The 15659-nt window shown below is 61.4% G+C and carries 13 protein-coding genes; 7 read left to right on the forward strand and 6 right to left on the reverse strand.

Translation table 11 applies throughout. The features are described 5' to 3' along the window. Together LB528_RS25555 and LB528_RS25560 are read right to left on the reverse strand one after the other, a co-directional pair. Positions 1 to 1325: DUF4347 domain-containing protein (locus tag LB528_RS25555; protein WP_224716723.1), on the reverse strand; the 1325-nt coding region annotated here is incomplete at its 3' end. Positions 1326 to 1416: 91 nt separating this feature from the next. After that, on the reverse strand, positions 1417 to 1731 hold the full coding sequence (locus tag LB528_RS25560; protein WP_224716724.1) for a hypothetical protein: 315 nt from the start codon (positions 1729 to 1731) through the stop codon (positions 1417 to 1419). Between the two features lie 1042 nt (positions 1732 to 2773). On the opposite strand from LB528_RS25560, the gene LB528_RS25565 reads away from it, so the two are divergent. After that, a complete protein-coding gene (locus LB528_RS25565; protein WP_224716725.1) occupies positions 2774 to 6514 on the forward strand; it encodes a glycosyltransferase in 3741 nt (1246 codons plus the stop codon). After that, on the forward strand, positions 6511 to 7650 hold the full coding sequence (locus LB528_RS25570) for a glycosyltransferase (protein ID WP_224716727.1): 1140 nt from the start codon (positions 6511 to 6513) through the stop codon (positions 7648 to 7650). Before LB528_RS25565 ends, LB528_RS25570 begins: the two co-directional genes overlap by 4 nt. A gap of 30 nt (positions 7651 to 7680) precedes the next feature. On the opposite strand, the gene LB528_RS25575 is transcribed toward LB528_RS25570, so the two are convergent. Continuing rightward, positions 7681 to 8409 (reverse strand): glycosyltransferase family 25 protein, encoded by a 729-nt coding sequence (locus LB528_RS25575; RefSeq protein ID WP_224716728.1) that lies wholly within the window; start codon positions 8407 to 8409, stop codon positions 7681 to 7683. Between the two features lie 125 nt (positions 8410 to 8534). Between LB528_RS25575 and LB528_RS25580 the strand changes: the two genes are divergently transcribed. Next, positions 8535 to 9413 carry a hypothetical protein gene (locus LB528_RS25580; RefSeq protein ID WP_224716730.1) on the forward strand — a complete coding sequence of 293 codons (879 nt, stop codon included), beginning with the start codon at positions 8535 to 8537 and terminating at the stop codon, positions 9411 to 9413. 820 nt (positions 9414 to 10233) lie between these two features. Here the strand turns inward: LB528_RS25580 and LB528_RS25585 are convergent. The 3 genes from LB528_RS25585 to LB528_RS25595 form a co-directional block, all read right to left on the reverse strand. After that, positions 10234 to 10503 (reverse strand): hypothetical protein, encoded by a 270-nt coding sequence (locus LB528_RS25585; protein ID WP_224716731.1) that lies wholly within the window; start codon positions 10501 to 10503, stop codon positions 10234 to 10236. 148 nt (positions 10504 to 10651) lie between these two features. After that, entirely contained in the window at positions 10652 to 11626 is a 975-nt protein-coding gene (locus LB528_RS25590; RefSeq protein WP_224716732.1) for an alpha/beta fold hydrolase, read from the reverse strand. A 697-nt stretch (positions 11627 to 12323) separates the two neighbouring features. After that, positions 12324 to 12632 (reverse strand): hypothetical protein, encoded by a 309-nt coding sequence (locus LB528_RS25595; RefSeq protein ID WP_224716733.1) that lies wholly within the window; start codon positions 12630 to 12632, stop codon positions 12324 to 12326. Between the two features lie 444 nt (positions 12633 to 13076). Between LB528_RS25595 and LB528_RS25600 the strand changes: the two genes are divergently transcribed. From LB528_RS25600 to LB528_RS25615, 4 genes are all read left to right on the forward strand, one after another. Next, entirely contained in the window at positions 13077 to 13346 is a 270-nt protein-coding gene (locus LB528_RS25600) for an acylphosphatase (protein ID WP_224716734.1), read from the forward strand. 163 nt (positions 13347 to 13509) lie between these two features. Next, positions 13510 to 14160, forward strand: a complete 651-nt coding sequence (locus tag LB528_RS25605; RefSeq protein WP_224716735.1) for a Rieske 2Fe-2S domain-containing protein — start codon at positions 13510 to 13512, stop codon at positions 14158 to 14160. Next, positions 14157 to 15002: an aromatic ring-hydroxylating oxygenase subunit alpha gene (locus LB528_RS25610; protein ID WP_224716736.1), complete on the forward strand. Its 846-nt coding sequence runs from the start codon at positions 14157 to 14159 to the stop codon at positions 15000 to 15002. Before LB528_RS25605 ends, LB528_RS25610 begins: the two co-directional genes overlap by 4 nt. Beyond that, positions 14999 to 15658, forward strand: coding sequence for a glutathione S-transferase family protein (locus tag LB528_RS25615; protein WP_224716737.1), 660 nt, complete (start codon positions 14999 to 15001; stop codon positions 15656 to 15658). Before LB528_RS25610 ends, LB528_RS25615 begins: the two co-directional genes overlap by 4 nt. Position 15659: the final 1 nt, after the last annotated feature.

Here is a 15659-nt window from a genome sequence, read left to right on the forward strand (position 1 = left end):
CCAGTCGCTCCGGTCGAGCCGGTGGCACCAGTCGCTCCAGTTGCGCCGGTATCGCCGGTCGCACCTGTGGCTCCGGTCGAGCCGGTGGCACCAGTCGCGCCAGTCGCGCCAGTCGCTCCGGTATCGCCCGTGGCTCCGGTTGCTCCCGTCGAACCCGCTGCTCCAGTCGAGCCCGTCGCGCCGGTCGCACCCGTGGCTCCGGCCGCCCCGGTCGAGCCCGTGCCACCTGTCGAGCCAGTCGCTCCGGTCGCGCCTGTGGCTCCGCTTGCTCCCGTCGAACCAGTGGCGCCCGTAGAGCCAGTCGCCCCGGTCGCGCCCGAGGCACCTGTCGCGCCCGAGGCACCTGTCGGACCGGTGGCTCCGGTGGCGCCCGTGGCGCCTGTTGCACCCGTCGCGCCCGTAGCTCCGGTCGCCCCCGTTGGACCTGCCGGGCCTGTCGCACCTGGGGCACCGCTGGACGTGACGGTCAGAAGGCCCCCGGTAAAGTGGTTGCCATCATTTCCTGAGCCCCCGGGGCTGTTGATAGCCGTCGTCGTAAAAGTATAGGTTGGAGGATTGGTGGCAGGAACAACAGGCGTAAGTGTGCCGTATAGATGAAATCCGGAATCGTAGATAAGGTACGTATGAGTGGCGTTTGGGACAGTTATCGTTATCGAGAAGTTTGGCGCTGCTGAATTAGCCGCTGACGGAAGATTGAAACTGCCAACGACTGTGTCGTCTGTGGTAGCTTCCGTACTATTAGTATCAATAAGGTAGTATGTATTGATATTTTTGCTGGACCCAGAATCTATAGTGCCGTTGAGCGTCAGGTCGCCCGCAGCAAGGACCCCGGCATATTGCGCCAACCCGTTCGAGGTCAGCGGCGGCAAGGGAGTGGACGCGCTGGCGGACAGCTCCCAGGCGCCGCCCAAGGCGGCCGCGCCAACCGGCGCACTGGATGCGCGAATATCCGCCCCGACCGCTGCTTCCAGCGCCGCAACGAAAATCTGGCCCGAACTGCCCGCCGCCGTTCGACAGCTCCACAGCCGCAGCTCGCCCTCGGCAGTGAGCGCCCTGCCTATTGCGGTGAAATCCGCGACGGCATCTTTCAGCGTGGCGGTGGACCACTCTCCCGCGGTGAATTGAACCCGTCCCGGCGCGCCATGCGCCATGATATGAATCGCATCTAGTGCTTCCTGCCCCACGAGCTCAGCCGCGATCTGCTGCGCCGCCGGGCGGCGGCCATCGAGCACGACCGCCCGAACCTCAGGCCTAAGATTGCCGAGAACGGTGTCGAGATCGGAGATTGAGGGGTCCAGAAACAGAATTTCAGAGGCACGGGCCATGACTGGCTCCTGTTGGCTTTGAATTCAATTCAATGGAAAATCGCCCGTTGGCGCGGCCAGCGAGCGCTCGCGAAAAGGGGCTTGGGAACAGTCATCTTCCGGATGGACCCACGGCGCCGCCAGGATGCCCGACAGCGGGAGTTTCTACACGGAGGAAGCTGACGGCCTCAAAATTCCCGCCATCGTCAAACGTGCCAATAGCGAGCGATCGGGCGGTGCTTGGGACTTTCACGGTGAGCGCAACGGCCAGGCTTCGCTTGACGGCCTTAGGAAGGACAACCTGGCCAACGATCGCGCTCTTGGCGGTATCGAGAATGAAATAGGTTTCATTCTCGGTCATATCGCCGATGGGCAAGACGCCCCGAACGGTAACTTCCATTACCGCAAAGCCTGCCGTGTAGCTCATCACAGTCCTCCTGATTGGCCGGCGGCTGCGCCGCCGCATTTACTGTTTCGTACCTTGATGTTTCAGTCGGTGCCGCGGGCCCGCGATCGAACCAGGCGGCTCGGGCTCGCGGATCCTGAAAATCGGCCAATTCCAAGGAGTGATTTCACTCGTTGGAGCGCGTCAGCGAACGACCGACTGACGGCTGCTCGCAAGTCGTTGGGAGCTGAGAGATTCGTATCAATGGGGGGTGCAGCCAGACGGATTGCCGCATCGGTACAGCGTCGCTGGGCGGGGGATATCACTCGAACCACCGTGGACTCCATCACGCGCATCGCAATCTTTCGACTACGACTAGTGAGGGAACCGACCCGCTTGCGAGGGGATACTTAATTGGAAGCCACCAAGGAATGACAACATCCTGGTCAACCACGATGCTGCGCCCTCACGCATCAAGTGGCTGTACTCCCGAACCCAAGCTTCGCAGACATTCGCACCGACGGTCTCCCGCACGGCCGCGATTACCCTCTCCTTAATTAGATATTAGTAAATTCGAAAATTATAAACTTGTAAATAGCTTCGTTAATAAATTACGAATTGCACGAGAGCAGCAACAGCCATGCGGTCAACCTAGCAATGCAGTCCAAAGCCCAAACGTTGTGGGAAATCCGGCGTTTAGATCGAGCCGCTCCCGTGCAACCAAAAAAATGCGGCAAGGTCGGAACACGGCCCGCGGACCAGCTGGTGCCGGTCAGCTCAGTTGGCTCCACCGGAAGTTGCAGCGGGCCTGTCCAGAGCGCGATGCCGCCGCAGGATGTCTCAAGAGCCGCACGGAAGGAGCGAGAGCGGAGCGGATCGGGCAAAACCGGTCCAGCGCTTTTACGAAATCATCCAAACGACCGAAGCAGCAGCTCGGGCGTTTCGTAAGGATACGGATGGTTGCGCATCCGAATAAACCGCTGTCTCATATGACACCGCGAGACAATCACCAAAGCCTCTGCTCACAATGTTCCGTGGAGTCCAGAGTCAGCGAATGAGTACCGCAAAACGTCTCTGCCTGAATATGATCGTCAAGAACGAGATGGCCAATCTTGAGCGCTGTCTCGGCGCGGTTGCCGATCACATTGACTGCTGGGTGATTGGCGACACCGGCTCGGCCGATGGGACGCAGGATTTCATCCGCTCTTTCTTTGCCGCCCGCAACATACCCGGCGAGTTGCATGAGTTCCCGTTCCACAATTTCGAGCAGGCGCGCAACGCGGCCCTCGAGCATGCCTACGCCTCGAGCCTCGGCTACGACTACTTGCTTTTCGACGACGCCGACATGGAGCTCATCGTTGAGGATCACAGGTTTCGAGAACAGCTCGATGCGCCGGGCTATCGGCTCCTCCAAAAGTCGGATTCCGGCCTCGCCTACTGGAACACGCGTCTGGTGAGGCGCACATCGGGCGCGCGCTATCACGGTGTGACCCATGAATACATAGACGTGCCCGATGGCGTGCACGAACTGCGGGGTATCTGGTACAAGGACCATGCCACAGGTTCGAACCGCGTTGACAAGTTCGAGCGTGACATAAAGCTTCTATTGGGAGCTCTGGACAAGGATCCGGAAAACCATCGCTACTGGTTCTACCTGGCGCAATCCTACCGTGACGCCGGGCGGACGGCGGAGGCGGCGGTGGCGTATGCCAAACGCGCCGCAATGGGCGGCTGGGACGAGGAGGCATGGAACGCCCGTCTCCAGGAGGCTCGGTGCCTTAAAAAGATGGGCGACGATGCCGGTTTCATCCAACAGGCCCTCGCCGCGTTCAACGAGCGCCCGCAGCGCGCCGAGCCGCTCTATGACCTTGCCCACCACTATCGCGAGAAGGGCATGAACGACGCGAGCGTGCTGTTTTCGGAAGCCGGACTGGCAATCAAGCGACCCGAGCAGGACATCCTGTTCCTCGAGGACTTTGTCTACACCGCAGGACTGTGGGAGGAGTATTCGATTGCCGCGAACTACGCCCGCGATCCGGCGCGCAAGGACCGCGGTTTCGCGGCTTGCAACTGGCTTGCGCTTAATCGGGAAATCGGCGACGGGCCGAGAGACTTGGCGCGATCCAATCTTTATTTTTACATGCGGCCGGCGAATGAGATCATGCCATCCTTTAAGGCGCGACGGATCGGTTTTGCCGCGCCAGTGGGTTATGTGGCAACCAACCCTTCGGTAGCGCGCCTGGGCGATGGAATCGTGCTGCTGCAGCCGACCGTCAACTGCACGCTGACGAATGGCGGCCAATACGCAACGCCCGCGGGCGCGCCGATCACCACGCGCAATTTCCTCCTGCGCCTCGACAGCGATCTCGTCACGAAGGACGCAAGCGAAGTGCTGCAGCCGTCCGATCTGCCGTCGCCCCCCTACGATCGGGTGCTCGGTTTTGCGGACATGCGGCTGTTCGCCTGGCGCGACAAGCTTTGGGGAATTGCTTGCGTGCGGCAGCTCGCGCCGGATGGATCGTGCGAGCAGGTACTGGCGAGAATCGAAGACACTGGCCTCGGATCGCATATCCTTACCGACTGGCGCGTCATTCACCCGGCCGGCCAACGGCAGCACGAGAAGAACTGGATGCCGCTGGTCGAGCCCATTTCTGACGGCAGCGACCGGCTCCGTTTTGTCTCTCTGTGCGGTCCCACGAAGATACTGGACGAGAACGGGCGTACGGTTTCGGAGCAGGAGCCGATGATCGCCGCGCCACAGTTCAGCGGCAGCTCGCAGGCGGTTGTGTTCGACGGCGGCTGGCTGGCGCTGCTATACGAGGCACGTGCCGGGCCAAACGAGGGCCTGCGTTATCACCAGCACCGCTTCGTCTGGTTCGACGATGCCCACCGGCTGGCCAAAGTTTCGCGGCCCTTCTACTTCCATGACAAGGGCCCGGAGTTCGCTGCCGGGCTCGCCTGGCATCCAGACGCCAAGCGACTCATGATCTCCTACGGCGCAGGCGACAGCGAGTCTTGGATTGCGACAGTGCAGGCCGACCAGGTCACCGTATTGCTCGACGACGTTGCGGAGCTGGCTTCGGGGGTGAGCGTTGCCGGTGCTGGCGTCAAGCCGTCGCCATCCCTCAACTCGCCTGGCGCCGGAAATTCCGGCCAGATCGGGTTTGACAGCGGCAGCGGAGGCGCGAACGGCGCCGGCGCACCCGTCGAGCCGACGTCTTTCGCCTTCCGTTCGGGCGGGACAACAGAGGAATTCTTTCGCAAGTTCGCGCCATTCCTTGAAGCGGTCGACTCGCCGGCGGAACGGCAAAGGCAATCGCGGGATTTCGACCGGCGCATCCTACCGTTCATCAGCAACGGCACGGCGCTGCCGCAGATCCACTGCTTCTATGAGGTGCTTTCCGACAAGGTCGAGCACAGCACTCTGATCGCCGCCACCACCTCGATGAGGGCGGCCGGCCATCCGGTGCGCGTGTGGAGTTATTCTCCGAAGAGATTGGAGTTCCTGCTGCCGCATGGCGTTGAGGTCAGCGCCGCCGACGACATCATGCCTCGCACCATGTTCGAGCGCATCGTCTCCAGTTCCGAGATCAGGTACTTCAGCGATATCTTCCGCTACGCCGTGCTCTACGAGCATGGCGGGCTATGGATGGATTCCGACGTCGTCATGCTGCGGCCGTTTCCCTTCAGCGGCGATCATTTCTTCAATCTGCAATGGCGTGGATCGCACAAGGGTCATTTTGTTTGCGGCAACGTTATCTACGCCAAGCCCTACAGCCGACACCTCAGGGCGCTTTATGAAATGTCCATCGAGCGCTTCCACGCTGCAGCGGGCAAGGAATTCGGTGACATCGGACCAAAGCTGCTGTCCGACTACATCGCCTCGGATGCCGGCTCCGAGTTGCACGGCCAGGTATTCAGCCCGATGTTCTTCAACTCGATCGACTGGACGGAGACGGACAGGTTTGAAAAGCCGATCGCGGAACTGGCAGACTATTTGAACGACGATCGCGTTTTCGGCATCCACCTTTGGACGGCGCGCAACGAAGCCCGGACCAACGGCGATGGGGAGCCCTTGATCTCGCAGCTAATCACACCTGCTGATGGTTTCCCGGCACTCACAAATCTCGCCGACCGCTTCAACACTGACAAAAACCGGCATATCGGCAACCGTCATGCATACGCCAGGATCTACGATCGCCTGCTGTCGAGCCGCCGGCTATCCTTGCGGAGGCTTATGGAGATAGGGCTGTGTCGCGTGATGTCGGAGGGCCAGACCGAGACGCCTTCCGTTGCGCTGTGGCAGAACTATTTTCCTTTCTGCGAGGTGATCGGCGTTGACCTGACGGATTTTTCGCGGCTCAACAACGAGAGGTTCAAATCCTTCGTTTGCGATCAGTCCAAGGCGGAGGATCTTCGCGGAGTGGCCGCGAAGCTCGCACCTGCCTCATTCGACGCGATAATCGACGACGGCAGTCACGCATCCTTCGACGAACAACTGACACTGCGCGAGTTCTTTCCGCTGCTTCGAGATGGCGGCTGGTATTTCATCGAGGACCTCGACTGGCAGCCGCCTGGCGAAGACATCACCAAGATCACGCCTACCAAGACATTGTTGCAGGAAATCAAGGAATGCGGGGCCGTGCGGTCGATCGATCCGCTCGGTGTCAGCGCGGTTGCCGGCCAATTCGCCGAAATCCTGTTCTTCGATAGCCACTATGAGCTCGACCGGGCGCAATTGCTCGGCGGGCTCGTAGCCATCCGCAAGCGCGCAAGTCTGGAATTTCGACATGACAAAGTCGCACAGGTGGGGACGGCGCCGTGAAAGTCGCAGTCTACACCATCGCGTTGAACGAAGCAGCCAACGCGGAACGCTGGGCCAATTCCGCCGCCGACGCGGACTATCGGATAGTCGCCGACACCGGTAGCACCGACGATACAGTGGAACGGCTGACCGCTGCTGGGGTCACGGTGCACAAGATAGCAATCCGCCCCTGGCGCTTCGATGATGCCCGCAATGCCGCCATGGCGCTGCTCCCCGACGACGTCGACGTGTGCTGTACGATGGACATGGATCGGTTTCTCGAAGCCGGCTGGCGACAGAAGCTCGAGGCTGCCTGGACCCCCGACACCACGGCCCTCTATTGCCAGACCATATACAGATCCAGTGTCGACGACCCGAAGCCGCTGCGAGGCTGGTCGACGAAGAATTTTCATCACCGATGGGGATATCGCTTTAAGCGCCCGGTCCATGAGGCACTCGTCTTCGCCGGGGAGAAGGAGGTGACGGCGAACAGCAGCGACATTGTGATGTACGAGGTGCAAGATTTATCCAAGCCGACGCGCAGCAACTACCTGCCGCTGATGCAAGTGGCGCACAAGGAAGATCCCGAAGACGCGCAGATCTGTTTCTGGCTCGGACGGGACTTGATGTGGGCCGGCCAACAAGAGCGGGCGGTCGAACTGCTTGAGCGCTACCTAGCCCTGCCGACAAGCAGATGGGACGAGGAGCGGTCGGAGGCGATGCGCTATATCGCCCGCATGCAACCGGAGCAAAGGTTGGCTTGGCTGGACAAGGCGCGGATGGAAGCGCCGCACCGGCGTGAGATCTGGCTTGACCTTGCCGAGGAGCTTCATGGCAAGGCCGACTGGCTCAATCTGTTCTGGGCCTGCAGCAACGGGATCGAGAGGACGCGCCGCACTGGAAGCTATCTGGATGACGCGAGTTGCTGGGGTTTTCGATTATACGATCTGGGGGCGATTGCATCGTGGCGCCTGAATGTCATGGACCGTGCTGTCGAATGGGGGCAGTTGGCGCTGCAACTTGACCCAGGCAACGAGCGACTTAAGAGTAACTTCGATTTCTTCGTTCGGCGGCGCAAAGAGGATCGAGAAAGCGACCTTAGCTCATCTCTTGGCCCGGAGAGCCAGATGAACTCATCGGAGACCGGAATAGCTTAACCGAGGTGGAAGACATCTCACCTGGGCACCTCATGTATTGATGCGCACCGACTCTTCGGGCTGTTCGTTGCTGATCACAAGCGGTGGGAGGCAGACATATGCCTTCAGCGAAGGCATGACTCCGTTCATCAGGCAGTCTATTCCCGTGTTGCTTAATCTGAGGCCAAATCCGGCAAAATCCACGATCATGGGGCGTATCGGCAAGCACCAGTCGAGCAATGCCCGCGCCCCACGGGGGGAAATCGAGTAACAAACGAGCCCCAGAAGATAGCGTGCGCGAAGAAGGCGGGGTTCGGTTTGTGCTTCTTGGAAATTTTGGATGTTACCCATCACTTCACCGGAAAAAAATTCGAGCCTTGCACCGGTTCCTCCTGGAAGGGCGTCTAGCCAAGCATAGCACCGTAAACTTGCGCTCCACAGGATGAAGTCCCAATCAGCTTTGACGGAGGCCACAAGCGAGTGCATTTCAACTTCAAAGTGACGCGAAAAAATCGCGTCGTCCTCTGCGATGGTGATAGGCTGATCTCGTTGCACTGCCTCCTTCCACAACGCGATGTGAGACACGGCGCAGCCCAGGCTGCCAGCCGTGTATTCCAGATCCTGTGATATGATGTTTTCCTCGACAAGCCGACCGCGATCCAAGCTGCGTCCATCCGCACCGGCAAATCTCTCCACATTTTTCAGATGGGCGTTCACTGTGCGAAATTTTGCCAGTCGATCCAAGCTGCGATCGAGATTGATCACGCGTACGCGGTCCATGATCGACTGCTCACCCCTGCCTCTTGAAGATCCTCGATGCTATTCCAGTTTCGGCTTGTCCGATATCGGGAATAACAGTGTTAAGGCGAGATCTTGTTCGGATACTTGGCTCGGTGGCCGGCAGTTTGGTTATAGCGGCCTCCACCGCTAAAGACGCCTTTCGAAAGGTCCCCTATGCGATGGTGGCAAACGGGCTTCATGACAGTCGGTCTCCTACCCTCCTCACCGCCCCGATCGAACTCGCTGGCGATTGGGGGCATATGCTTCCGCGCGCGGCCGAACAGGTCGCTGATCGCATGCGTCATGCTTGCCTTGATGGTGTCCGTCTTCTTTCCGACCGCCAGCCGGCGCGGCTTCGCGTCGACGAGCACACTTCAGGACAGCCTGCCATCTGGCTTCATCCGGACGGCAGCAGCATGGCGTGGATCATCGTCGATATCGGCGAACGCGACTGGTCGAAGCTGGCCTATCAGTTCGGGCATGAGCTCGGCCATGTCTTTGCGAACAGTTGGCAGGCCGACGCCAAGCCGGCGCCCCCATGCCAATGGTTGGAAGAAGCGATTGTGGAGGCTTTCTCGCTGCGTGGCCTAGGGCATCTGGCGAAGGGCTGGAAACAAAACCCGCCCTTCGCCGGCGATAACGCCTTCGGCGATGCCATTGCCGAATACCGCCAGAACATCATCAAACGCTATGAGGCACTCGCCGACACGCAGGGCCTCACCCGCGACCCCGCAGCATGGTTTGCCGGTCACCGAAGCGAGATCGAAATTCCGGGTCTTAATCCATTCGCACAAGCGATGTCCTTGACCGTTCTAAAAGAATACGAGCAGGTTTCAGAATCCATCGAGGCAATTGCCGCCCTCAACCGCTGGCCCGGCCGCAGCGGCATTCCGGCCGACGAATATCTCCAGCGATGGAAAGACAGCTGTGCCGAGTTGCATGCCTCGCCTCACTTGCCGGTCCGCTTAGGCGAGCTTTTGGGAATACCGCCTGGCACCAAGTGAGGAGCATGCCGGGATACTGAGAACCAATCGCGGTAGCGGATTTGGTGCGCCTTGGGCCTGGGCGACTGCTGGAAGCGCCAAGCCGCACTCCCTGATTTGCCCCAGCCGTGATGCTCGCCGCCGCGGTCTATGGCTGCGGCAGCACGACATGCCGGGATGATGCCAGGCTTCTTTAGCGCCGGCTCTGCCCTCTGGTCGCTGGCAAGCCAGGCGGCGCGTCGGGATGCAGATGCGCATCGAAGATGGCGAGCTTAAGTCCATATGTGAGGCGAGTTTGCGTGTTGCAGGCGTCGCAGATGAAGACCTTGGCGCTCTTGATCCACGATCCTTTTCGGACCACCGCAGTTTCACACCCGGGGCAATGGAAAGTTAGATCAGTCTCGAACAGTTCGCGTGCAAGTGTCATCGTTTCGCCTCCGCCGCTGGAGGTGAAGCAAAATTTATGCCGAGCTTGGTGTTCGAGGCTGATACACGTCATCCGTTCACATGGCGGAAACATCAGTGACTGCTGATAAAATTGCTTAGCCGGCGGTATGCCCAACAAGCCTGCGTCGGTTAGGCCCGGCTCGTGGTCTACCCCGCTACCGGCCGGGCCGCCCGCGCCAAACATCGCATCCGCCACTGCGTCTCAAGCGTCACAGCGGGGCTGGCGGCCAACGCGGACAGTTCGGAGAGCTTGAATTCTTCGCGCGGCAGTCGGGCAGATCCCGGTCGAACAGTGCGATGACCCCCAATCAGAATGGGCGAGCCTGGCCACGACAGGCAGGGCTTTCCCAACAGAGAAACGGCCTCAATTCCAACGTTGGGGCTGATCTGGCGATCAATGGCGGCGAGCGCCACGAAGGTCTTTAGAAGCGTTATCTCGACTGTTGGCTGGCTGTCTTTTAACGGCCTGTGCGCCCGGCTGGTCAATGCGCGGGTTTTGGTATGTCAGGCCGATAAGCAGCCCGAAGTACCCCACCTGCAAAAGCAGTGCTGCTGCTACGGTCCAAACGCCGGCAAACCACACTGATCCGGTAGCAGTGAAAACCCACGCTGCCACGGCGGCGAGTGTCGCGACCATCCCAACGAAAAACTGCGGAAAATACATCTCCTGCACATTCCCCAACGGAAGAGCACGTCGTATTTCATTATTTTATAAAATACGCAAGTATCTTCGCTACCCACTTGGCTGCCCCTTTGCGCTCGCAGCCGCGACACCGATCGACACAAGACGGTGCGCGTCTGGAGCTGTCGCATCATAGAGCGGTCCCAGAGACCGGGCCGGCAACGCTCGCGAGAGCGGCAACCTTGTCGATCATGGCTAGAACCGCCTGCGGCTTGCTTTGATGCACCATATGTCCGGCGTCCAGGACGATATCCAGCAGTGAGTGGCTTATCTCGGTTTGTAGCCGCAGCGCCTCGGCCTTGGCGTCGAACAGCTGATCGCCGGCGCCGGCAATTATCCCGACAGGAACGGCGATCTCTGCGTACCGGCGATTTGGGAACAGTGCCGAGGCCAGCATCAGGAAGGATTCCGCAGAGATGGACCACAGCTGCGATGGCCGGCTCGCCAATCCCCTTGTCGTTGCCGCGAAAGGCGTCGCGATCGTTGCCGGGTGGAAAATCTTCTTCATCGCCCAGCGCCAGTTCAGCCTGACCAGCGAAGGCAGTATGGCGTGACGCAACACGGTCCCGATCAGGGGCGCCGCCGGCAGCGCGGAGATGGCAAGCGCCAGCCTTGGCGGCGGGTAATGATAGCCAGCGACAACGACCACACCGGCGACGGATCGGGGATGCCGGCGCGCCATCTCGAGCGCTACGGCGGCCCCCCAGGAATGGCCGACAACGATGTAGCGCTCGACGCCGAGTTTTTCGGCCGCGGCCTGGATGAGATCGGCCTGGGCGCCAGCGGTCCAAGGCCCGCCCGCCGGGCGTGGGCTCAGGCCGAAGCCCGGCCTGTCGAAGGCAAGCACGCGATACCTGGCAGCGGCTTCGCCGAAGATGCCGCTTGTCGTGAAATCCTCCGCCGAAGCGCCGTTGCCGTGCAGGAGCAGCAATGATTGCCCATGGCCCGCCTCCAAGAAACGCAGCTTCGTTCCGCGGAGATGGATGAAGCGCCCGAGCGGCCGTCCGGCCAATGCCCGTCTCGCCAGGAGATTGTTGTAGAGCGCCAGCCCAGTCGTCGCCGCCGCAAGCAACAGAAGCAGTTTTCGCCTGGACTTTGCCGTCATGGGAGCAGTCGGGTCGCTGCTCGCCGCGATCAGGCCGACCCTTTCTGAGGCAGCTTTGTCTCTTCCTCGACCTGATCCCGCAGGGTCTGCTCGGGTTCCTTGTTCTCAGCCCCGGACGGCTGCTTTTGCCGGGCGAGCTCGCGATCCACAATTTTGCGCGAGCCTTCCGCGGGATCTTCTTGCGGCGAATCCCTGTCAGTCCCTGTATGCCGGCCGGTCCGGTCGCTGCTTGGGGCCGGTCGCGCGGGACCGTCGTTTTGATGGGGCTTCGTCATCGGATACCTCTGCTGACCAAGTGTCTGCGGCTTGCGGGAAGCAGCTCCAAACCTCTGCGGCCCGCCTTTGTTCCGCGAGCGGCCGGGACGCGTCGCGCAGCCGCCGCTGGCTCCGCAAGCAGGCGGAACCGGTAGCTGCTTCTGAAACAAATGTTGTTGAGGCCGGATTGCTGCGCTCCTAGGAATGCGGCGCGCGCCCGGTTGCGTTGCGTCCGCTCGCGACGGAGGAATAATGTCTAGCGATTCCCCACTCAGCTTGTTGGAATTCGAAGCGCTCAAGCAGGCTGCTTCGAAGCTGTCGAAGGATCACGGCGGAACACTCGACAGCTGGGTTGCCTCGCTGTTCGAAGCCCTGCGCGAGGGAGAAACCTGCCCGAAGGCGCTTCTGGACGCGGTGGTCGCGAGCTGGAGAAGGAGAGCCGCTAGCCAGCCGGCTTCGGGCGGCCCTCTGCGTCGCCCGAAGTCTCGGGCTCGGCGGCTTCCAGGGCATCGACAACCGGCGCCAGTGAATTCCCCTCATCGGGACTGGATTCCACCTCTCCGGTTCCCGCGGCGGTTTTATCGAGAGCGCGTTGGATCGCGTCCTCGATATTGCCGACCTCCTGCTCGCGCACCTCGCGACCGTAGCCGGCGGCGTCGGCATCCTGCTCGAATTGCTGCGCCAACATCGCAACGCTGACCTCGGTATCGGCAGGCAAGTTGCCGACATTCTCCTCCAGCCAGCTGCGCAAGAATTCCTTCGTCGTTCATGGAGCGCCTCCTCGCAGCGAGATAACCGGACCGTGGCGCCGAGGTTCCCGCAACGCCGAAACCGCGAGGGACGAATGGATCGATGGATGATCGCTCGGCATGAGCGACATCGCGGCTGGCGGCGCGCCGCGCGATCCGTATCGGCTGGGCCGCAGCCACGGCCCTGCTCTCGGCAGCCGGGCATGGCGAGGAAGGCCCCACCTCGAAGTTCGTCACGGTGGGCTTCTGGATCTTCCTCTTGCCCATCCTCATCAAGTTCTCGGCTCTCTTTGCCCCTTACGCTGTCCTCTCCAAGGCGACATAGCGGTCATTCCATCTTCGAATTCAGGTCTGGCGTAACGACGCGCTCAAAAGCAGATGCTTCAGCGATTGAGCACGATGTAGATAGATAGATAGATAGATCAGCTTCATTGCCGAGGTTTTCTATGAGCGAGCAAAATCGATGTTCCTGGCGGGAGCGCATGACGATCCTCGGCGATGTCGAGGCGGCATCCTGTCTTCCCTGGATCGAGCGTCATGCCGCCAAGCTCGGGCTCACGCAGGCAATATGCGTTGCCGGTCCCGACCGCATTGAACTCGACATTGCCGGTCCGGCCGAGCTCATCGACATGATGGAAATGGGGTGCTCTCTTGGACCAATCGATGTCTGGGTCGAGACCATACGCCGGGCGCCGATCGAGAGCGAATCGGGCTAGGTTTCTGGGCCTGCGGCCCTCTGCCTGCCGAGGTGTCATGCACCTTTTTTAGGCATTATTGCCAGTGAGGAAATGTTGTGCAAACGTAACCGGGCGTATTAGCATATCCTTGACCGCGAAGCTTCTCGCGGGAAGATGCTGGTGCCGTTTTGAAAGTTGATGCATGCCGCCTTATCCCACCGGCTCATGGATGCCTGTTGCCCTCTCCGCGGACTTGCCGGCGGGAACCGTAATGCCGGCGCAATCTCCGGCCGGACCGGTTGCCCTTTGGCGAACCCGCTCCGGCCGTGCGGCGGCCTTCGCCGACAGATGCCCCCATCGCGGCATGCGCCTTTCCCATGGCTTCGTACGCGGAGAGACCCTGGCCTGCATCTATCACGGCTGGAGCTACGCCAAGGCGGGAAACTGCCAGCGCATTCCGGCCCATCCGGCATTGACGCCGCCGGACACGATTCGTGTCGCGACGCAGCACGTCGAGGATGGCGGCGGCATCATATGGATTTCGGTTGGCGAACCCGCCGCCGGGCCGCCGCGGTTCGAGGGCCTTGCGCCGCTCCGCTCCATGGTGGTGGAAGCGGGCATCGTGGCGCTGGAGGCGGCCGCGGGCACGAAGGCCGCTGGAGGTCTGCTCGACTACACCCACGATGACCGGGCCGTCCGGCTGCTGCTTGCTCCCGATGGGCAGGCGCGCACGCTGATGCATGTTCTGGTGGACGAGGACAGCAATCCGGACGAGCGTATCGCCGCGTCGAGGGCCGCCGAGGCGCTGCGGCGGGCGGCCGAGGATATTGCACGCGCCGGGATCGCCCGATGACCCGCGACACGATGATCGACGGATGGTACCCTGTCAGCCTTGCTAGCCAGCTCGATGCGCATGGGCGCAGGACGGCCCTGATGGGCGAGCCGATCGCGGTGAGGCGCGGCGAAGACGGAAACGCGAAGGTCACGGGCGGCAACGGACGTGACCTGCCGGCCTGCATCCGCTATGGCCATGTCTGGTCATCGCTCGGTGATCCACAAAAGCCGCTGTTTGCGATCCCCGAGGCCGATCAGCCGGGCCGCCGGCTCGTCGAAGTCGGGGTGGTGCGCGTGCGCTGCTCGCCATTGCGTGCGGTGGAGAACTTCCTGGACATCGCGCATTTTCCTTTCGTGCATACCGACATACTGGGGGCCGAGCCGTATACGGAGGTGCAGAACTACAAGGTCGATATCCGAGAGGACGAAGACGAGGTTTGGGCCACTCAGGTGAAGTTCTACCAGCCGCAGGCCGCCAAGTCGGCGGAAGGTGGCATCACCACGGAATATATGTACCGCGTGCCCGCGCCGACCTGCTCGGTGCTCTACAAGACCTGCCCGCCTCGCCCGGCGGAATGGGATGTCATCACGCTTTTCGTGCAGCCACTTGCCGAAGACCTGTGCGACGTCTGGCCATGGATGGCGCTGTTCGATGACGAAACACCGATGACCGACCTGATCCATTTCCAGCAGACGATCTTCGTTCAGGACCGGTCGATCCTCGAAAACCAGATTCCGAGGCTGCTGCCGCTCGATCCCGGCATGGAGATTCCCACGCGCGCCGACCTTACCTCGGTTGCCTACCGGCGCTGGCTGAAACGCCACGGCTACACCTACGGCGCGCAACTGGTGGCGCAATGAAGCTCTACGACTACGCGCTGTCGCCGAGCTGCTACAAGGTGCGCCTCATGGCTGCGCTGATCGGTGTGACGCTCGACATCCGCCCTGTCGACTTCCATCCCGGTTGCGAGCATCGCGGTCCTGAGCTCATGGCGCTCAATCCGGCGGGTTCGATCCCGATCCTGGAGGATGGCGACCTCGTGCTGACCGAATCCTCGGCCATGCTGGTCTATCTCGCCGCGAAGGCGGCACCCCAATGGCTGGGCAATGATACGACCGGGCGGACGGCGCGCGTCCAGCAATGGCTGTCCTTCTCGCACCGGCTGACCGCGAGCCTTGGGGCGGCGCGCTTGCACGAGATGCTGCTGCGTCCGGGCAATATCGCCGCCCTTCGGGAGCAGGGAATAGCGGCTCTGCGGGAGCTGGAAGCCGGCCTCGTCGAACAGCATATCCGCGGCCAGCGCTTCCTCGCATCGGATCGACCGACGATCGCCGACGTTGCCTGCTTTCCCTATGTTGCGCTGGCGCCGGACGGCGGCGTTTCGCTCGACCCCTATCCCGCGATCCGGCTCTGGTCACGGGCGGTCCGCAGTCTCGAGGGCTTCATCGAGATGCCGGGCATCCACCGGCTGCACGAACTGACACCCGCGCCCGTTCTCAAAGTCGGCGAGGCCTGAC

Source organism: Mesorhizobium sp. CA4 (genome assembly GCF_020165075.1).
Classification (GTDB): domain Bacteria; phylum Pseudomonadota; class Alphaproteobacteria; order Rhizobiales; family Rhizobiaceae; genus Mesorhizobium.

What these genes read in the sequence shown, in the direction of transcription:
- LB528_RS25560 (WP_224716724.1), bottom strand. Translation starts at nt 1,731, where the DNA reads ATGAGCTACACGGCAGGCTTTGCGGTAATGGAAGTTACCGTTCGGGGC.
- LB528_RS25565 (WP_224716725.1), top strand. Translation starts at nt 2,774, where the DNA reads ATGATCGTCAAGAACGAGATGGCCAATCTTGAGCGCTGTCTCGGCGCG.
- LB528_RS25575 (WP_224716728.1), bottom strand. Translation starts at nt 8,409, where the DNA reads ATGGACCGCGTACGCGTGATCAATCTCGATCGCAGCTTGGATCGACTG.
- LB528_RS25585 (WP_224716731.1), bottom strand. Translation starts at nt 10,503, where the DNA reads ATGTATTTTCCGCAGTTTTTCGTTGGGATGGTCGCGACACTCGCCGCC.
- LB528_RS25590 (WP_224716732.1), bottom strand. Translation starts at nt 11,626, where the DNA reads ATGACGGCAAAGTCCAGGCGAAAACTGCTTCTGTTGCTTGCGGCGGCG.
- LB528_RS25600 (WP_224716734.1), top strand. Translation starts at nt 13,077, where the DNA reads ATGAGCGAGCAAAATCGATGTTCCTGGCGGGAGCGCATGACGATCCTC.
- LB528_RS25605 (WP_224716735.1), top strand. Translation starts at nt 13,510, where the DNA reads ATGCCGCCTTATCCCACCGGCTCATGGATGCCTGTTGCCCTCTCCGCG.
- LB528_RS25610 (WP_224716736.1), top strand. Translation starts at nt 14,157, where the DNA reads ATGACCCGCGACACGATGATCGACGGATGGTACCCTGTCAGCCTTGCT.
- LB528_RS25615 (WP_224716737.1), top strand. Translation starts at nt 14,999, where the DNA reads ATGAAGCTCTACGACTACGCGCTGTCGCCGAGCTGCTACAAGGTGCGC.